This window comes from Vibrio gazogenes (assembly GCF_023920225.1).
In the GTDB taxonomy this organism is placed as follows: Bacteria; Pseudomonadota; Gammaproteobacteria; order Enterobacterales; family Vibrionaceae; genus Vibrio; species Vibrio gazogenes.
The window spans coordinates 3,028,674-3,042,721 of record NZ_CP092587.1; the positions used below are offsets into that span (position 1 = coordinate 3,028,674).

13 protein-coding genes are annotated in these 14,048 nt (G+C 47.6%); all 13 read right to left on the minus strand.

Annotated features, from left to right (window positions below; all coding sequences use genetic code 11):
• Positions 1–18: 18 nt before the first annotated feature.
• Positions 19–1,488: a ribonuclease G gene (gene rng, locus MKS89_RS13560; RefSeq protein WP_021019755.1), complete on the minus strand. Its 1,470-nt coding sequence runs from the start codon at positions 1,486–1,488 to the stop codon at positions 19–21.
• A 20-nt stretch (positions 1,489–1,508) separates the two neighbouring features.
• Positions 1,509–2,078: a Maf family protein gene (locus tag MKS89_RS13565; RefSeq protein WP_072958074.1), complete on the minus strand. Its 570-nt coding sequence runs from the start codon at positions 2,076–2,078 to the stop codon at positions 1,509–1,511.
• Entirely contained in the window at positions 2,075–2,563 is a 489-nt protein-coding gene (gene mreD / locus MKS89_RS13570; RefSeq protein WP_072958072.1) for a rod shape-determining protein MreD, read from the minus strand. The genes MKS89_RS13565 and mreD overlap by 4 nt, the downstream gene beginning before the upstream one ends.
• Positions 2,553–3,440 (minus strand): rod shape-determining protein MreC, encoded by an 888-nt coding sequence (mreC, locus tag MKS89_RS13575; RefSeq protein WP_072958070.1) that lies wholly within the window; start codon positions 3,438–3,440, stop codon positions 2,553–2,555. Before mreC ends, mreD begins: the two co-directional genes overlap by 11 nt.
• 57 nt (positions 3,441–3,497) lie before the next feature.
• Positions 3,498–4,541, minus strand: coding sequence for a rod shape-determining protein (locus MKS89_RS13580; RefSeq protein WP_021019751.1), 1,044 nt, complete (start codon positions 4,539–4,541; stop codon positions 3,498–3,500).
• Positions 4,542–4,719: 178 nt separating this feature from the next.
• A complete protein-coding gene (gene csrD, locus MKS89_RS13585) occupies positions 4,720–6,654 on the minus strand; it encodes an RNase E specificity factor CsrD (RefSeq protein ID WP_373636454.1) in 1,935 nt (644 codons plus the stop codon).
• Between the two features lie 413 nt (positions 6,655–7,067).
• Positions 7,068–8,264, minus strand: a complete 1,197-nt coding sequence (gene hypB / locus MKS89_RS13590; RefSeq protein WP_289781701.1) for a hydrogenase nickel incorporation protein HypB — start codon at positions 8,262–8,264, stop codon at positions 7,068–7,070.
• Positions 8,257–8,607 carry a hydrogenase maturation nickel metallochaperone HypA gene (gene hypA / locus MKS89_RS13600; RefSeq protein ID WP_021019748.1) on the minus strand — a complete coding sequence of 117 codons (351 nt, stop codon included), beginning with the start codon at positions 8,605–8,607 and terminating at the stop codon, positions 8,257–8,259. The genes hypB and hypA overlap by 8 nt, the downstream gene beginning before the upstream one ends.
• 9 nt (positions 8,608–8,616) lie before the next feature.
• On the minus strand, positions 8,617–9,618 hold the full coding sequence (hypE, locus tag MKS89_RS13605) for a hydrogenase expression/formation protein HypE (protein ID WP_072958063.1): 1,002 nt from the start codon (positions 9,616–9,618) through the stop codon (positions 8,617–8,619).
• Between the two features lie 6 nt (positions 9,619–9,624).
• A complete protein-coding gene (hypD, locus tag MKS89_RS13610; RefSeq protein WP_077316409.1) occupies positions 9,625–10,779 on the minus strand; it encodes a hydrogenase formation protein HypD in 1,155 nt (384 codons plus the stop codon).
• Between the two features lie 4 nt (positions 10,780–10,783).
• Positions 10,784–11,035, minus strand: a complete 252-nt coding sequence (locus MKS89_RS13615; protein ID WP_072958062.1) for a HypC/HybG/HupF family hydrogenase formation chaperone — start codon at positions 11,033–11,035, stop codon at positions 10,784–10,786.
• Between the two features lie 68 nt (positions 11,036–11,103).
• Positions 11,104–13,374 (minus strand): carbamoyltransferase HypF, encoded by a 2,271-nt coding sequence (gene hypF / locus MKS89_RS13620; RefSeq protein WP_072958060.1) that lies wholly within the window; start codon positions 13,372–13,374, stop codon positions 11,104–11,106.
• Positions 13,375–13,463: 89 nt separating this feature from the next.
• Positions 13,464–14,042, minus strand: a complete 579-nt coding sequence (locus MKS89_RS13625; RefSeq protein ID WP_072958057.1) for a HupE/UreJ family protein — start codon at positions 14,040–14,042, stop codon at positions 13,464–13,466.
• Between the last annotated feature and the right edge of the window lie 6 nt (positions 14,043–14,048).

Consider the following 14,048-nt stretch of genomic DNA (forward strand, 5'->3'; position numbering starts at 1 on the left):
ATACCCTACTCAGTTAAGTCACATCATGACAACGTCAAACTGTTCCTGGACATATAAATGTTCCGCTTGAATCCGTACCTGTTTGCCGATAAAGACCTCAAGCTCTGCCAATGCATGCGATTCATCACCCTGTAGAGAATCCGCGACCGCTGGCGAAGCATAGACGACAAAGTTATCGGCATCATAAGCACGGTTAACTCGGGTGATTTCACGCAAAATTTCAAAACAAACGGTTTCAACAGTTTTGACTTGTCCACGTCCTTCACATGTTGGACAAGTCGAACACAATACATGTTCAATACTTTCCCGTGTTCTTTTGCGTGTCATCTCGACCAATCCCAAATGCGTGAAACCATTGATATTGGTTTTAACACGATCTTTACTCAGTGCCGTTTCTAAAGAGGTCAGCACGCGAGTCCGGTGTTCTTCCGAGACCATATCAATAAAATCAATAATAATGATACCACCCAAATTGCGCAGCCGAAGTTGACGGGCAATCGCTTGGGTTGCTTCTATATTGGTGTTGAAAATCGTCTCTTCCAGATTACGACGGCCGACAAACGCACCGGTATTAATATCAATGGTGGTCATGGCTTCTGTTTGGTCGATAATCAGATAGCCACCGGATTTCAGCTCAACCTTACGCTCCAGAGAACGCTGGATTTCATTCTCTGTATCATACATATCAAAAATAGGTTTATCGCCTTCATACAACACCAGCTTTTCGGTCAGTTCCGGCACATATTCAGAGGTAAATTCTTTGAGGTTTTCAAACTCCAGACGCGAGTCTACTAACACTTTGGTTAAATCGGTTCCGACGAAATCTCTGAGGATCCGTTGTGACAGTCCCAATTCGCCATAAAGGGTAGTACGCGTTTTATACTTTGCCCGCCGCTCGATGATCTTGCTCCACAAGCGCTTGAGAAAAGCGGCATCCTGAGAGAGTTCTTTCTCATCCGCACCTTCTGCCGCAGTACGGATAATGAAGCCTCCCAATTCATCACAATAATTGGCGACGATATTCTTGAGACGTTCTCTTTCACTCTCACTTTCAATTCGTTGGGAAACACCGACATGACTAGCTCCGGGCATGAAGACCAGATAACGGGAAGGTAACGTAATATCCGTCGTCAGGCGGGCGCCTTTTGTGCCGAGCGGATCTTTGACAACCTGTACGACGATATCTTGTCCCTGACGGACAAGTTCAGAGATATCGCGCACCTGAAACTGCTGCTTTTCATTTTCCGCCACACACTCAGTGTGAGGAACAATATCCGAAGCATGAAGAAAAGCGGCCTTATCCAGACCGATATCAACAAATGCAGCCTGCATACCGGGCAGCACCCGGCTCACTTTTCCTTTATAGATATTTCCGACGATACCGCGTTTTGCATCCCGCTCGATATGGATTTCCTGAAGGACGCCACCCTCTATCATCGCCACGCGACTCTCACTCGGAGTTACATTCAACAACAACTCTGCACTCATGAGCGCACCTCAATTTGATTTTATAAAAATTTATGCAAGAGCTGGTCAGTTTCAAATAGCGGTAGCCCGACAACGGCAAAATAACTACCTTCAATCCGAGTTACAAATTTTCCACCCAATCCCTGAATTCCATAACTGCCAGCCTTATCACACGGTTCACCCGATTGCCAATAACGTTCTATCTCATCATCCGACAACGGCTTAAACCATACATCGGTGGTTACAACTATCGTGTGTGTTTGTTGGGCATCGGTCACCGTCACTGCGGTCATGACCCGATGGTTTCGCCCAGAAAGCTGTAAGAGCATCTGCCGAGCATGCGTCAAACATGTCGGTTTTTCGAGAATATGCTGATCAATCACCACAATCGTATCAGCACCTAAAACAACCGCTTGCTCCGACCTCACCATGTCCAAACCCGCGATCGCCTTCTCTCGGGATAATCTCGACACATAGGCTTTTGCTGATTCATGGGCCTGATGCGCTTCTACGACCTCAGGTAAAATAATGTCGAACGAGTAACCTAACTGCGTCAGGAGCTCTTTTCGTCTCGGGGAAGCTGATGCAAGATAAAGTATTCGGTCATTCATCGAATATTCCAGTAGCGTCTCACTCGTCTCAGCAGTAGGAAAAGCCACGGCCACAGAATGCAACTAATGATCCCGCCCCATAAAGAAAGCGCATTGAACTCAACGGGCCTGAACAAAAATTCGCCTCCCAGAACCATGACATCAAGTGCGATTGTCAGTAATCCGATCACGATCGCCTGCTGCCACAACGCCATATTCCGCAGAATCAAAAAATTCATCGCAACAATATACACAATAATAGACAACATCATGCCACGGATTCCCAAGGTCGATCCGAGAATCAAGTCCCAGAGTAACCCAAGTACCAGCGCAGTTCCGACATTCACACGATGAGGCAGTGCAAGTACCCAATAACAGAGAATCAGTAGAATCCATGAAGGGCGCAATAACTCAAACGTTCCCGGCCATGGGATAGTCTGTAAAACGAGTGCACAAAAGAAGGATATCCAGATCACAACATGCCCTTTCAGGACTTTATTGGCCACGCTGCCCCTCCTTATCCAATGTATCCATTAAAGACTGACGGGCGTTCTTTTGTCGATCCTCATTCGGCCAGACCAGCAACAAATAGCGTAAGCGATCAAAATCAACCACCGGCGTTGCTTCAATCACAGCGAACTCACGACGAGTGTCTTTATCCACTTTGGACACTTTGGCAACAGGATAACCTTCCGGATAAATGCCCCCTAACCCTGAGGATGCTAATAAATCTCCCACTTCAATATCGGTACTACTCGGAATATGTTCCAGTTGAATATACTCCGATTGACCATTACCGGAAGCAATCACCCGAATATCATTACGTAGATCCTGAACAGGAATCGCACTATTTGCATCAATCAGCAATAAAACCCGGCTATTATGCGCTGCCACAAAAGTCACCTGACCGACAATTCCGTTTTCATTAATGACGGGTTGGCCTTCATAGACACCATCAGTGCGGCCTTTATCAATGACAACTTGGTGGGTATAAGGTGAAGTATCGACAGCCATCACTTCCGTGACCATCTTGCGCTCATCCCGGACAAAAGAAGATCCCAGTAGCTTTCTTAAGCGCTGATTCTCTTCTTTGTACTGATTGAATAAAATCAGATCACTTCTGAGCGTCAACACTTCTTGTTTCAGGCGTTGATTCGATTTCAATAGCGTCCGATGACTCTGCATTCGCTCATATAAACCATCAAATAAAACTCGTGGCAGGTCAGCAGCATACTGAATGGGTGCAACGAAACTGTTGAGGAAATAACGTACGTGAGAAAAAGTATTTAAACGACTATCAGCCAGCATGAGACTGGCTGATAAAACAACGGCAAAAAATAGACGTAGCGAAAGAGATGGACCTCGCCCAAAAATTGGCTTCATGATGACAATCCCGTATTGCAGCGTTTCTTCATCTCAAACAATGACACAAAGATGGCACTACTCTTCACTAAATAAATCACCGCCATGCATGTCGATCATTTCTAGTGCTTTACCACCACCTCGGGCGACACATGTCAGTGGGTCATCGGCGACGACAACAGGGATCCCCGTTTCTTCCGTCAGCAGACGATCAATATCTTTCAACAGTGCACCACCACCTGTCAGCACCATTCCGTTTTCAGAAATATCGGATGCCAGTTCCGGTGGACATTGCTCTAATGCAATCATCACGGCAGAAACAATTCCCGTGAGCGGCTCTTGAAGGGCTTCCAGAATTTCATTCGAGTTCAGCGTAAAGCTACGCGGTACACCTTCGGCTAAGTTACGGCCACGAACTTCGATTTCTCGGACATCATCTCCCGGATAAGCCGTCCCGATTTCATGTTTGATTTTTTCAGCCGTCGCTTCACCAATCAAACTACCGTAGTTCCGACGTACATAATTGATAATGGCTTCATCAAATCGGTCACCGCCAATCCGTACTGAAGACGAATACACGACACCATTCAGAGAGATAACCGCAACTTCGGTCGTACCACCACCGATATCAACAACCATTGAACCGGTCGGTTCTGAAACTCGAAGTCCCGCACCGATGGCCGCAGCCATAGGTTCATCAATCAAATAAACTTCCCGTGCACCGGCACCTTCTGCCGATTCTTTGATCGCGCGCCGTTCAACCTGAGTTGAACCACAAGGAACACAGATCAACACCCGTGGGCTCGGTTTAAGAAAACTATTGTCATGGACTTGTTTGATAAAAGTTTGCAACATTTTCTCAGTGACGTAAAAATCAGCGATTACACCATCTTTCATCGGGCGGATCGCGGAAATATTTCCCGGAGTTCGTCCCAGCATCTGTTTCGCCGCATGTCCGACGGCAGCGACACTACGACCACCACGCCCTTTATCTTGGCGAATTGCTACAACGGAAGGCTCATCAAGAACAATACCTTGTCCTTTGACGTATATAAGCGTGTTGGCAGTCCCTAAATCAATCGATAAGTCGTTTGAAAACATGCCACGAAGTTTCTTAAACATATTCTTCGTTCATCCTGCAAGAAAATTGAAGATTAAAATTCCGTTAAATGTACCAATGCCTTGCTGTCACAGCAAGATATAGACACAGAAACATGGACAGAAACACGCAATTTCTAACAGATTTCTTACTCAAGGCTAAGATTCCGTCTGAAATAGCACCGAATCTTAGTCTGTTCTGTCAGCGCAGAGCGGGTTTCGTTTTCCAGCGTTTCCGTTTCCCCGGTTTAACATTTGTTATTCGAGGCTTAGGAATCCATTGAGATTCGACATCAAATAATCGTCCTTGAACACCGTTGACCCCCAAAGACTGAAGTATTTTCCATTCGCCTTCGGATTCAACACCAACGGCGATAATCTGAGTGTCCGCACCACGGCAGACACCAACCATACTCCGAACGAACAACTGGTTCTCGGAACGTCGTTCGATCCCTTTGACCAGACTACGGTGAAGTTTCAGATAGTCAATTTTGAATTCTTTGATGTAATGCGTACTGACAATCGTGCGCCCGACCTGTCCAACCACAATCTGGCAGTTGAACGCCGCAATCATTTTTAGTACGGGCCGCATATAGTCAAGATGTTTGACTAAATGACTTTCCGTAAACTCAAAGCAGAGCCGCTGACGATACGCTTGAGGCAGTTGCATCAACAAATTCCTGAACCAGATAAAATGCGTACGCTGAGCAAATGAAGTGACATATAAATTGATCGAATATATATCAGTTCCTGCGCCTTCCTCACGGAGAAACCGTACGACGCGATGAGTGGTAACACGATCCAGCACCATCTCGTATCCGACAGCGACAATCGCTGAGATAAACCGAGACGTTTTCATAAAGCCCTGCCCCGGTTCGGGAATTCTGACAAAAAGTTCTCGATGAGCAACCGAGAGTTGCTTTTGACGAGAGATGACATAACAGTCCTGTTTGAACAAACATATTTTCTCTTCTGTCAGATTATGTTCAAACAAACTCCGCCACCGGACGTTGCCTCTTTCATCATCGACCGTTTTAACCTTGTTAAAACGACTCCACGCATTGACGCCTTCCAGTTGGGCGCTTTTTAATGCAGTCTCCACCTCATCAATAATTTTCCCCCATTGTTCACCTTCGGTGTACATCGTGATGCCGATATGGCACCAGTTACTCCGATCCAGCGGCACAGGCGGACTAAGCCGATCGATACCTTTCAAGCATTGAACCGCGACTTGAGCCACTTCTTTTGAACTTTGGTGGGGGATCAACACCGAGAAAACCGCATTATAATAACGCGATAGAATGGCATCCGGATAACGTTGGATCACATTCGAAATACATTCCCCGACCTGAACAACCAAATGATCGAATTCCGCTTTATCAAGCCCGTCCAGTTCATCGATCTGTAACATCAGTACACCGCCACGTGCATCATTTTCAAGTAAAGCGGCTTCCAGCTTGCTATCAAATAACACTCGGTTGGCTGTGCCCGTCAGTTGATCCAAGAATGTCTGCGTGCGGATAAATGTATCAAAACGACTTCGTTCCTGTCGGGCATCCTGAAGCTCTTCAATCAGTCGGTCGAGCGCCTCACTCGCGGTATAAGGCCATTCTCTTTCATCCCCCTTTGCATAACGTTCTACCTGCCCTGCAAGGATCATTCTGCCGCGTTCTTCAAGCAATTCAGAACCAAGCAATTGAGCCTGTAACCATTTCACACCTCTGAGCAGACACACAATGATCAAAATCACTGCAAAGGTTGTAGACCACATGGCACTGAAAGAGTAAGTAAAACCGATATAGGGCGGGACAGCCTTAAAATGTAAGGTGTAATCATGATTGCGTTTCAGATCAAAATTCGCATGATACAACCGACTTTCCTCAACCGAGGAAGTGGTATCTTTAAATCGGTACACGACACCTGCTTTCGAAGTGAGTGTCATTTCAACGATATTACTGGCATGAAGTAACTTGGGAACCCAGCGCTGCATAGAATAGGCAGCATCAGGTTCATCTAATTCTTTATCAATAACTTCAACCACACCATATAGGTAATGATTGAGATATTCATGTCCCAACCGTTGAAAAGAAAGAGTTCCGCCAATAAACAAGATAAAAATCGCCCCAGTCACAATCATCGTGACCACCGCAACCAATCGGGTGCTGAGCTTGAGCGTTGGCGTATATCTCATGAATATCAAATCCTTTTATATTCATTGAAAAATTGAATTGTCTTTCATTCAGGATACAACAAATCATGTCATATGACGGTGAGTCGTATAACATGATCAAAAATAACAGGGAAACACTGACCATTCCATCGAGGACAATATATACCTGAACCGAAGTATCCAAAAGAACACCTTCATTCACTTTTTACGCGCAAGCTTGGTTTAATTCTGCCTGTTCCTTTCTTTTCTCAGATAATTCCCCCTATTTCATCAAGATATCCGTCGTAATAACCGATTTTCTCTAACTTAGCTTCATCGAGATAGTTCAACGTAAATTTGAGAGATCCCTCCCATAAAGCAGCGTATCAACCACCGCACAGTCAGGACGCGAGTTGCTTCTGCTGCTGAGAGAGCCAATCAATCCAAGCAGACATGCCTTCACCGGTGGTGGCAGATAATTTGATCACTTGAATTTGCGGATTGATCTGACGCGCGTTCGCAATACAGGCTTCGATATCAAAATCGACGTAATCTAACAGATCAATCTTATTCACCAGCATTAACTGAGAAGCAGCAAACATATTTGGATACTTCAATGGCTTATCTTCCCCTTCCGTGACAGATAAAATAGTCACTTTATGCTGCTCTCCCAAATCAAAACTCGCAGGGCAAACTAAATTACCGACATTTTCAATGAACAAGATACCGGATGTTTGCATGTCAAGCTGATGATAGGCACGGTGAATCATCTGAGCGTCCAGATGGCAACCTTTGCCTGTATTGACCTGAATCGCCGGCACATCTGTTGCCCGAATTCGGTTCGCATCCTGACTGGTCTGTTGATCCCCTTCAATCACCGCACATGAATAGTTGGATTGCAACTGCTTCAGCGTTTCGACCAGAAGGGTCGTCTTACCGGATCCCGGACTCGACATCAGATTCAAAACCAGTTGACCATGTGCTTGAAAATGAGCTCGGTTCTCATCAGCGATTCGATCATTCTGGCTCAGAATATCTTGTTCCAGATGGATTAACTGACGCTGAGATACCCCGGTAACATGTGTTTGAGCGGCCCCCTGACCATAGTGAAGATCTCCCTGCACCGTCACTGTCGGCTGATGGGGTTCTTCGTGGTGATGATGGGACTCATGATGATCAACTGCATGATTGAGTGCTTCGTCAAAATGAGCTTCGTGAACATGAGCTTCATGAAAATGAGCACCGTGAGAATGCGTTTCATGATGATGGGGCGTGTGGTGATGAGCACCCGCAGGCTCATGCACCGTCTTCATCTCTGACGGCAATTCATCCTGATGCACATGATAGTGAATATGATGGTGGACATCGCCCTGATGACTGTAATGATGATGAACGACCAACGGCTGTACTTTTGACGGTTCAGCATGTGTATGAGGATGAGAGTGACCATGATGGTCATGATGGTCATGATGGTCATGATGGTCATGATGGTCATGATGGTCATGATGGTCATGATGGTCATGATGGTCATGATGGTCATGATGGTCATGATGATGCTCGTCCAAGTGACTTTCGCCACAACCGCAAACACTACACATAAGATTCTACCTCTATCGATTTAATTTTTAATTCTTGTCCGGTTTCAACGATTAACTGATATGAATGGCAAAGCGGACATCCGGTATAATGGGTCTCAATATCAACTTGCTGTTGGCACACTTCACACCAAGCGGTGGCAGGAATCATCTCCACTAAAAATTGCGCACCTTCCGCTAAAGTCTCGCGACTCGCAAATTGCAGGCCGGTCAATAACGCATCCGGCTCAATACAAGAAAGCACACCGATTCCCAAGGTCACTGCCGTTACCCGATGAGATTGGCGCTGATGGGCATGTTCAACGACAAGATCAATCGTTTTCAGACTCAGAGATAATTCATGCATGATTGACTCCTAGCAAATGCGCGGTAATAACTCGCCTGCGGGGAAATCAAGATAGCGCCGACTTCCCCACGCGGTATGCAAGACGGGTTTCGCCGGCGATAACGAGACGGCTTCGCCAATCACCGCTGCCTGTGAATGAAACTGCTGCAAGACTTCAAGCGTCCGCTGTGCCTGTGCCGCAGGGACCGCAATGACAAACGTCCCTTCATTCGCCAAATCACAGGGCTCAAACCCACATAATTCACAGATACCCCGCACGGCATCATCGACCGGGATTTGTGCTTCCTCAATCGCCAGTTGCAGCCCGCTACTCTGACACCATTCATTCAACACCGCAGACAGTCCACCACGCGTTGCATCACGCATCGCATGGATATCGATGGAATCGGCTAACAACGCCTCAACCACTGGCCACAATACGGCACAGTCACTGATGATGGGGTGAGCAAGCCGTAATGATTCTCTGGCAGCCAGAATACAAGCGCCGTGGCACCCGATATCCCGGGAAACCAAAATCACATCCCCGGCCATGATTCGGTGAGCCGAGACATCCGCTTTTTGTATTGCACCGATACCCGTGGTATTGATGAACACCTTATCAGCCATGCCTCTGGGCACGACTTTGGTATCACCACAGACGATTTGGGTCTGACCGACTGCAAGCTCTGTTGCCATGGCATCGACAATTGCCTCTAACTCACGGATGAGCGTGCCTTCTTCAATGATAAAGCTACAACTCAAATAAGTCGGTTTTGCTGCAACCATCGCCAAGTCATTACAAGTCCCGGCGACCGCAAGTGTCCCGATGTTGCCACCGGCAAAAAAATGGGGAGAAACGGTGAAACTGTCGGTGGTCATAGCCAGTGGTGACGGGATATTCAATGTTGCAGCATCTTCAGCCTGATTGAGAATATCGTTACCAAACCGTTGCCAAAACAGATGCCGGATCAGGTGATTCATCTCCACACCGCCACCACCATGGCTCAATTGAACTGTCGGTTGTTTGTTCATGAATGATTACTCCTGTGGCGCTGTATGAAAACCGGCATAACGATAATAAGCATTGCAAGCACCTTCAGAGCTCACCATACAACTCCCCATCGGCCGACTCGGTTGACATGCTTTACCAAAAACTTTGCAATCCGTCGGGCTGGCAAGCCCGCGTAAAATATCCCCGCAGCGGCACGCTTTGTGATCCGGTACCGGGGCTTGTGGTAACAGCGATTCAAACAATACTTCCGCGTCCATATCCGCATATTGCGCCCGAAGCTTCAGGGCAGACTGCGGAATATTCCCCAACCCACGCCAGTTAAATGCAGCGCGGACATCGAAAACATCGGCAATACATGTCTGAGCAACAGCATTTCCCTCAAATGAAACCGCTCGCGAGTATTGCGTCTGCAAAGCAGGCTGGCCACTCAAAGCGAGTTCAACCAGCATCAATACCGATTCCAACACATCGACAGGCTCAAACCCGGCCACCACCACCGGAATTTGGTAATGCTGAACGATCGGTTGATAAATCTTTGCACCGGTTATCACGCTGACATGCGACGGGCCGAGAAATGCATTCACGCGCGTCATTGAATCCGCCATCACTGCATCCATTGCAGGAGGCACCAGTACATGATTAATGTGAAAACTGAGATTGGTCAGTTGTAGACGTCGCGCTTGTTGTACTAAAACCGCAGTCATGGGGGTTGTGGTTTCAAAACCGATAGCGAAATAAACCACCTTCTGCTGTGGATTCTGTTGTGCAATCTCAAGCACATCCATCGGGTCATAAATCGGCACAACCGAACCGCCATTGGCCCGACATTCCGCCAAAGACAAACGAGAACCCGGCACCCGAATCATATCGCCTAAGGTCACCAGAATGACCCCTTCGGTCTGTGCCAGAATAATGGCATGGTCAATCCGTTCTTTCGGCATGATACAAACCGGGCACCCCGGCCCATGCACAAAATGTAAATTCTCCGGCAATAGTTGTTGAATGCCATATTTCATAATGGTGTGCGTGTGCCCGCCACACACTTCCATCATGTAAAGCGGCTCCGGTAAATCACGCGCTTTATGTCGAATTTGCTCCGCCAAAGCACGAATCACAGCCGGTTGCCGAAAGCCCTGATACAAAGTCCGGACCGAATCTGTCACCGTTATTTCGTCATTCATCACTTTACCCGACCCACATTTCATCAGAACCAACCTGACTGATCAGTTCGCGATAGGTTTGCAGACTTTCCTTTGCTTCTTGCTGATCAATTTTACTGATCGCAAATCCCACATGAATCAGTAAGTGTTCACCAACTTGAATGGGTTCTGATATCAAGTGGGTACTAACTTCTCTCTCGACACCTAATGTATCGACGACAGCGGTCATCTGTTCTTGATCGACACTGACAACACTCGCGGGAATACATAAACACATCTCTCATTACTCTCTGTTGCCCGATCAATCAGCCCCAAGGACTGCCCCATCGGATAATTCTCAATTACTCAGCGCTGGTGAATGCCATACCAGAGCTGTCCCATCGCAATACCGCTATCATTGACCGGAACCATTGTGCCGCTATATATCGGCTGTGTGTTTTCATCCCAGTTGTGCCACAAGATATCCATCAACAATCGGTTCTGAAAAACGCCGCCACTGACAATCACCGGCAGTGATGGATAACGACCCGCCATCTGCTGAATCGCCCCGGCCAGCGCTTCAATCAGCCCCTGACAAGCATCGGACACGGCCTCTTGGCTGAGCCAAATTTTCGATTCAATCCCCCGAATCAACAGCGGTTGCCAATCCAATACCGAAGTGCCGTCTTCCCAGTTCATCTCCCACGGCGTATCGGTTTGCCCCGCTGTCATTGCCGCGGATTCCACCAGTAAGCCACTTTCGCCGTCAAAATCAGGCCGCTCCAGCAATGCGCCTAAACAGGCCCACGCATCGAACAGTCTCCCGACAGAAGTACACAGCGGAGAGTGTTGACCGGACAGCCACAGTTGATGAAGGTTGAAAAAATCATGTTCATGCCACGATTGAAATGCCGGATGTGCCAGTGACTGGATGTCTTGCAGCGAATAATATTCAAGTAGCATCGCCAGAAGAATCCGGGCGGGCTCACGAATGGCCTGCTCTCCGCCAATCAAGCGAAACGGTCTTAAACAACCACAACGTTGATAACCTTGCGTATCCGCCAGCAAGACTTCCCCGCCCCAAACCGTGTCATCATCCCCCATGCCGGTTCCATCAAATGTAAATCCTAATACGGGGCCGGTTAACTGATATTCCGCCATTACCGCCAGAATATGAGCGTGATGATGCTGTACCTGTAAAAGACTACCGGATTGTGTTTTAGCAAACTGGGTCGAAAAATATCCCGGGTGATAATCACAAACCCATTGTGAAGGCTCACATTGGTATAAATGTTGAAATAACGAAATCGTCTTTTCAAATCGTTGTTGTGTATCCAAATCATCCAGATCACCGATATAGGGCGACAACATCGACTGCCCGGACAAGGCCATAGCGATCGTCGATTTTTGCTGGGCCCCCATTGCCAGAATAGGTGCGCTCTGGTAATCACAGTGATGACTGAATGGTGCATAACCTCTTGCCATCCGCAGTACCCGAATGGCGTGACCGGCCTGATGAACAATGCTATCGTCACATGGATTGGCAATCGGCCGATCATGATCCAATACACCATCTAAAACCTCGCCAAACAAACGCAGCATCTCATCGCTGTCAGTCACTAATGGCATCCCGGAAAGATTGCCGCTGGTCATAACGAGAATCGGCTCACTCCGGTAGCGACGATATTGCTCAAATAGCAGATGATGTAACGGGGTATAAGGGAGCATCACACCCAAATAAGGACTGTCGCACGAAACGTCGGGGACAATATGAGGATGAGAGCGACGCTTCATCAACACGATCGGTGCAGCACTGGCGGCTAATGCCTGCCATTCGGCAGTTTCCCCACTGACATATTGCATCGCGGTTTCGACACAATCGACCATGACTGCAAAGGGTTTACGCTGACGGTGCTTCATTTGGCGCAATTTCATCACACTGGCTGGCAAGGTTGCATCACAAACCAGATGGAAACCCCCAATCCCTTTCACAGCGATCACACCGCCCCGGCTGAGTATCTCGGCAGCGTGTTCAAATACCTCATCATACCGGGTAGCCTGGGTGTCACGCAGAGAAACCCTCGGTCCACAATGATGACAACTGGTGGGCTGAGCATGATAGCGTCGATTGCTCGGCTCTTGATAGGCCTGTAAACATGACGGGCAGAAATCAAACGCTTTCATCGATGTATTCGCCCGATCATAAGGCAGTTGCTCAATAATCGAATATCTGGGACCACAATGGGTACAGTTGATAAATGGATAGTGATAATAAGGAGAACGTTCATCGTTCATTTCAGACAAACATTCAGGACAGATCGATTGATCCGGAGCAACACTGACGGCAACATGCGTCTCATGCTGACTCGGATGAATGGTAAACCCTTGTGCGCGCCCCAGATGCTGACGCGAGCAAGCAACATCATCAACTCGGGCAAGCCGGGGCGGACGTTCATGCAGCGCCCGAACAAACAAATCAAGTGCCTCTTTGCGTCCCTGAACGTCAATTTTGACACCGGCAGAGCTATTCATCACCCAGCCGGATAAATGATGCTGAACCGCAAGTTGATAGACAAAGGGGCGGAAACCAACCCCCTGAACAACCCCGGAGACACAAATAAAATATCGTTCATTCATGGCACAACCAGCCCTGAGAACTAAAGAGACTAGAGAACGAAAAGCCCGCTCACTGAGAACACTTTCTTACGGAAGAAAACCCTGCCCACTCAAGAGAGTAGAAACGAACCGCCCAGCATAGCAACAATAACGCCGAGCATTTTGACCAAGCGGCCGCTGGCTGAAAAACGCAACACAGCGCTGCCAATGACAATGCCCGTCATATGTAACAAAAACGTGGAGAGCACAAAGCCACTGAAATAAGCCAATGCATGGCTATTGAACGGCATCTCTGCACCGTGTGCCATCCCATGAAATACTGCAAATGCCATGACTAGAACCGTTACCCACAAATGAGAAACCTGCACACTACGCCAGAGCAAAATACCCATCACGACGACACTGAGTGCGATATACAGTTCTACGCTCGGGATCACTAAACCGGATACCCCTAAAATACCACCCACAATCATCAATGCGATGAAAGAAAGCGGCATCTGCCAGCGACTTCTTCCCCCAAATAAAGCCGCCAAGACACCAACACTGATCATCACACTAAGATGATCGACACCAGTCAGTGGATGCAAGATGCCACTTTCAAAACCATGATCTCCCCCATGACCGGAGTGTGCGAATGCCAGTGGAGAAAACAAAACCAGTAACCCGAGGAGTAAATTCTTTATTTTCATGTTTCT

Bases quoted from the DNA above. Each gene is read 5' to 3' on its own strand.
- rng (WP_021019755.1), bottom strand. From the start codon at position 1,488: ATGAGTGCAGAGTTGTTGTTGAATGTAACTCCGAGTGAGAGTCGCGTG.
- MKS89_RS13565 (WP_072958074.1), bottom strand. From the start codon at position 2,078: ATGAATGACCGAATACTTTATCTTGCATCAGCTTCCCCGAGACGAAAA.
- mreC (WP_072958070.1), bottom strand. From the start codon at position 3,440: ATGAAGCCAATTTTTGGGCGAGGTCCATCTCTTTCGCTACGTCTATTT.
- MKS89_RS13580 (WP_021019751.1), bottom strand. From the start codon at position 4,541: ATGTTTAAGAAACTTCGTGGCATGTTTTCAAACGACTTATCGATTGAT.
- csrD (WP_373636454.1), bottom strand. From the start codon at position 6,654: ATGATTGTGACTGGGGCGATTTTTATCTTGTTTATTGGCGGAACTCTT.
- hypB (WP_289781701.1), bottom strand. From the start codon at position 8,264: ATGTGTAGTGTTTGCGGTTGTGGCGAAAGTCACTTGGACGAGCATCAT.
- hypA (WP_021019748.1), bottom strand. From the start codon at position 8,607: ATGCATGAATTATCTCTGAGTCTGAAAACGATTGATCTTGTCGTTGAA.
- hypE (WP_072958063.1), bottom strand. From the start codon at position 9,618: ATGAACAAACAACCGACAGTTCAATTGAGCCATGGTGGTGGCGGTGTG.
- hypD (WP_077316409.1), bottom strand. From the start codon at position 10,779: ATGAATGACGAAATAACGGTGACAGATTCGGTCCGGACTTTGTATCAG.
- MKS89_RS13615 (WP_072958062.1), bottom strand. From the start codon at position 11,035: ATGTGTTTATGTATTCCCGCGAGTGTTGTCAGTGTCGATCAAGAACAG.
- hypF (WP_072958060.1), bottom strand. From the start codon at position 13,374: ATGAATGAACGATATTTTATTTGTGTCTCCGGGGTTGTTCAGGGGGTT.
- MKS89_RS13625 (WP_072958057.1), bottom strand. From the start codon at position 14,042: ATGAAAATAAAGAATTTACTCCTCGGGTTACTGGTTTTGTTTTCTCCA.